Raw genomic sequence first — 4,617 nt, forward strand, 5'->3', positions numbered from 1 at the left:
CCCAACCGCTTGGCGCTGCCGCGAACCCATCATAAGGGGGAAAACTGTTACCTATGTATCCGGTTCAAACTGTTACCCATCTATCGGCTGGACACTGGCCGCGACGCCGGCATTCTTCCCGCAACGCTGGAGATTGGCGAAATCGCCGATGACAGCACCCCTCTCCCCGTCACTATACGGGGAGAGGATGCCGGCAGGCAGGTGAGGGGCGGCGCAGACGCTGGCCATCATGAACGGTCGCTGTGACGCTGTAGGATTATCCGGGTGGATCCTGGCGTCACGAGCCTGGAATCTTCGAAGACTGTTCCTCTTGCACGCCAACGATCTCCCTATATTCCCGCACTTCGCCATCGAGCCCGCGCAGCCGCCAGCTCTCCCCCTGCCTGCCCTCGACATGACAGGGCCCGATCGGCACCTTGCCGCCGCCTTCCGGCAGGTCGAGCACATAGACGGGGTTGCAGATGCCCGACAGCCGCGCCCGCAGCGCTTCAGTCAGCGCCTGTCCCTGCGCGATCGTCGTGCGCCGGTGCGCCATGCCGCGCGCGAGGTCGCCATGGTGCAGGTAGTAGGGTTTGACGCCGAGGCGGTACATCAGCTCGCGGCAGAGCTCCTCCAGCGCCTCGATGCTGTCGTTGACACCCTTGAGCAAAACGCTCTGGTTGAGCAGCACGAACCCGGCTTGCCGAAGCGTGCGGCAGGCCACCTCGGTGGCGCCGGTGATTTCACGCGCGTGATTGAAATGGGTGACGACAGTGACCATCAGCCGGCCCTGCAGCGCCGCGACGAGCCCTGATGTAATGCGCGACGGCAGCACCACCGGCACGCGCGTATGGATGCGCAGCAGCCGTACATGGGGGATCGCTTCTATGCGCGCGAAGATTTCGGCCAGCGCCTTGTCGGGCAGCGACAGCGGATCGCCGCCGGTCAGGATCACCTCGCGGATTTCGGGGTGGTCCGCGATATAGGCCAGCGCCGGCTCCAGCGCCTCATGCGTATAGCCACGACCGATCGAGGTCAGCGATTCCTTGCGGAAGCAGAACCGGCAATAGACCGCGCATTGATAGGTCGGGAACAGCAGCACCCGGTCGGCATGGCGGTGCGTCAATCGCGGCACCGGGCTGAAGTCATGGTCGGCGATCGGATCGTCGAGCTCGCCTTCCACCTCCTCCAGTTCTTGCGGAGAGGGGATGACCTGCGCCCGGATCGGATCGGCCGGGTCGTTCCAGTCGATCAGGTCGAGATAGGCTTTGGGCGCGCGCACCTTGTGGTTCACCGCCGCGGCCCGGGCGGCTGCGCGCTCGGCTGGGGACAACGGGAGGGACGCCAGGTCGCGCACGTGGCGCACGCCGGCGCGGACGTCCGCCTGCCAGGCGGTGTCGGGATCGGCGGCGCGTGCATTGTGGAGGTTGGTATCTGAAGTCATCAGGGTTCTCGGGGGGGGGCAGTTTCTGGCGGAGCTATCGGCCGGATGGCCATGCGGGTCAACCTTCTGGGGTGGTCGCCGCCATCAAATCAACCGCCTGCAAATCCGTAGGTATTTAGCCAAAATGGCACTATTCTGCGCAGTCTGGGCTTCAGGGAAAACGAATGGACTTCAGCACAGGCCATGGTTACCTGCTCATCGGCGGCCTCATCCTCGTCGGTACTGGGCTGCTCATCCTGTCGCTGATCGTCAATCTGCGCGTCGCCCACAGTGTGCGCGACGACGTGCGCCATCGCGAAAAGCTGCTGGAATACCACCGCAACATCTTCTCGCAGTTGGGCGTGATCCTGATCGGCATCGGCGTGTCGCTGTTCATCTTCTTTTTCCAGCAGAATTACCAAGACCAGCGCAGACGCGAAGCGGATCTTCAGCAGGTTCTAGCCAAGCTGGCGGCGCGCATCGCTCGCGGCGCTCCCCTCGTCGAGTCACTTGGCGAATTCGACGCGCTGCTGGATGACGGCGGGGCCTATATTAGTCCCGAACTTGGTGGAACCAACGCCGCCATCGGCGCGCAGGGAGCGGAGCTTGGCAAGCAGATCCGCGAAATCCTGCTGGTTGAGCGCGACGTCGACATCCGGGACTTCGACATCCTCAACCTGTCGCGCGATTTCGAGTCGTCGTTCGTCGTCAACGAGCTCGATCCGACGCTATGGTTCGACATCGTGCGCGACGAGAGCGAGATCAAATATGCCATCACCCAACTCACCCTCGACTACAAGGACCTGCAGGATGCGATCGGCGGCGAGCCGATCGAGGTTGCGATCGCCAATCCTGAAACGGAGCGCAAGATCAAGCACGAGGTGCTCGACATCTTCTACGATGCTGACCTCTTGCGCCAGCGCAGCAGGCGATTTCTTGGCCGCGCGTGCTGGCTTCTCAGCCACGGACGCAGCTTTGTCAGTCTTGCACCGGTCGACGCGATCGAAGCCGATGCGAGGTCACATCAGGAATGGATAGACAGGTCGAAGCCCTTGCTGGCGCAGACGAAATCGGGCAACGGCGATTGCTTCAAACTGCTCCGATACGGCCCCGCATCCTGACTCCCGGCGGCACCCTTCGATTTGGAAGTCAGTCCCCCACACGTTGCAGCGTGCCGAGATGATTGTCGTCGAGAAAACCTACGGTCATGGCCGACGCCTTGTCGTCAGCGCCGACCACAAAACTTACACCCGAGGGGCTATCCGGCGTCTCCGCGTCGGGGAAGGTCAGGAAAAGGTCACCGTCGAAATGCCTCAATGAGTAGGACCGGCCGGCGGCCGGGCCTACCCTGAGCACAAGGTGGTCTCCCGCTCCCGACACAATCGCGTCGCCGATGAAGTCGTTGGCGTACCGGCCGGCATAGACACTGCCCGGCGCGGCTGGCCGTGGCGGAGACGGCGGCGCGGCATAGGCGGCCTTGGCCGCCGCGACCGCCGGACCGAACAGGCCCGCATAGATATCATTCCACGCCTTGACCCAGTCCTTCTCGACGTTACCGTCGAAGACGAGATCGGCGAAGCTGTCGGACAATCCCTCCGGCAGGCCAGTCGGAAAGGCGTTGGCGACGATGACGATGCCCAGCTTCTCCTTTGGGAAGACTGTCACCAGGGTACGTGCGCCGACGCTGAAGGCGCCGGCGTGGCCCCAGCTCAGGCCGTGTCGGCCGAATTCGACATTCCAGCCGAGGCCGTAGAACGATGCGCCGCCGGAGACGGGGTTGTTGCCGCGCGCTATCAGCGGAACATGCGTCTGGCTTAGCGCATCGGCGGCAATCAGTGTCTTGCCTGCATAAACGCCGTTGCCGAGGATGAGGCGCACCCATTGCGAGAGGTCACGTGCCGTAGAGCTGACGCCGCCGGCAGGCGCCTGCGCATCCGGATTGCGCTCTATCCTCGCGGCCCAGGCGCCATCAACCTTGACGTGAAGCGCGGCGCGGTTGGTTTGCTTGACGAAGTCCGAATGACGGGAACTGGTCGAGGCCATGCCAAGCGGACGGTAGAGCTTCTCCTCGGCGACCTCCTCCCAGGGCTTTCCTGTCGGTGTCGCGGCTGCCACGGCACCCTCTGTCAATCCGAAATTGCTGTAGGCATACCCGGCGCGAAAGCTCGACGATGGTGGCACGAACCGCAGGCGATGCAGTATCGCGACGCGGTCGTAGCCAATGTCCTCGAGGTCGTCTCCGGCGGTGCCCGGAAGCCCGCTGCGATGCGAAAACAGGTCGCGGACGGTGAGTTGGCTTGCCGGATAAGGATCAGCCAACCGGAAGGCCGGATCGAGATCGGCGATCTTCGAATCCCAGGACACGATCCTGTCGCTAACCAACGCCGCCACGACGGTGGCGGAAACCGGTTTGGAAAGGGAGGCGATCTGGAACACCGTGTCGGCGTCGACGGTCTCTGGCTTGCCGGCCTCGCGATGCCCAAAACCCTTGAGGAAGATCACCTCGTCATCGCGCACGACGCCGATGGCGAGACCGGGTACAGCACCGTCCGCTACGGCGGCTTCGGCAAGCGCTTCGAGCTTCGACAGGGCAGCAGTGATGCGCTCCGGCGTGAGGGTATCGGCCGGCACCGTGCGCGGCCAAAGCGCCATTGCGGCGATGAAGACCCAAACCCTCCACTGACAGAGATTCCGATTCAGCCGCATGCACAAGCCTCCTCCCAAGCATTCACAAGGCCATGATACAGGCCCGCACGGGTGAGGCCAGCCCTTCTCGGGCCATTCGCGCAACCGGACGGTCGATCTCCTGATCGGCCGCGCCGACGACGTCATCGCCTCTGCCGGGCTACCGCATCGACGTCGAAAGCGCGCTGATCGAACATTCGGCGGTCAACGAGGCAGCCGTCGTCGGGGTGCCCGACCCGCAGCGCACCGAAATCGTCAAGGCCTTCGTCGTTCTGGCGCCTGCCTTTCGAGGCAGCGAGGCGCTGGCCGAGGAACTGGCGCAGCATGTCCGCAAGCGCCTCTCGGCCCACGCCTATCCGCGCGAAGTCGAGTTCGTCAGCGAGTTGCCGAAGACGCCCAGCGGCAAGATTCAGCGGTTCCTGCTGAGGAAGGCCGAGGTGGAGAAGCGGAAGGGGTGACGCTGCCGATCTCCTTGTGGGGGTCCGAAGGACGGGCGAGACCCGTGGCTCGCCCGGGAACCGGCCCGGCAC

4 protein-coding genes and 1 pseudogene are annotated in these 4,617 nt (G+C 64.0%); 3 read left to right on the forward strand and 2 right to left on the reverse strand.

Annotated elements, in window-relative coordinates; genetic code table 11:
* A partial coding sequence (locus EOB59_RS35760; RefSeq protein WP_206622098.1) for a hypothetical protein occupies nt 1-246 on the forward strand: 246 nt, incomplete at its 5' end.
* A 31-nt stretch (nt 247-277) separates the two neighbouring features.
* On the opposite strand, the gene EOB59_RS33665 is transcribed toward EOB59_RS35760, so the two are convergent.
* On the reverse strand, nt 278-1,423 hold the full coding sequence (locus EOB59_RS33665) for a KamA family radical SAM protein (protein WP_128290228.1): 1,146 nt from the start codon (nt 1,421-1,423) through the stop codon (nt 278-280).
* A gap of 164 nt (nt 1,424-1,587) precedes the next feature.
* Between EOB59_RS33665 and EOB59_RS33670 the strand changes: the two genes are divergently transcribed.
* A complete protein-coding gene (locus EOB59_RS33670) occupies nt 1,588-2,523 on the forward strand; it encodes a hypothetical protein (RefSeq protein WP_127397102.1) in 936 nt (311 codons plus the stop codon).
* A gap of 28 nt (nt 2,524-2,551) precedes the next feature.
* On the opposite strand, the gene EOB59_RS33675 is transcribed toward EOB59_RS33670, so the two are convergent.
* A complete protein-coding gene (locus tag EOB59_RS33675) occupies nt 2,552-4,108 on the reverse strand; it encodes a serine hydrolase (protein ID WP_128290229.1) in 1,557 nt (518 codons plus the stop codon).
* Nucleotides 4,109-4,211: 103 nt separating this feature from the next.
* On the opposite strand from EOB59_RS33675, the pseudogene EOB59_RS33680 reads away from it, so the two are divergent.
* Nucleotides 4,212-4,545: pseudogene (locus EOB59_RS33680) on the forward strand (AMP-binding protein); the annotation flags it as partial.
* Nucleotides 4,546-4,617: the final 72 nt, after the last annotated feature.

Origin of the sequence: Mesorhizobium sp. M7A.F.Ca.MR.176.00.0.0 (assembly GCF_004023165.1) — a bacterium.
Taxonomy (GTDB): domain Bacteria; phylum Pseudomonadota; class Alphaproteobacteria; order Rhizobiales; family Rhizobiaceae; genus Mesorhizobium.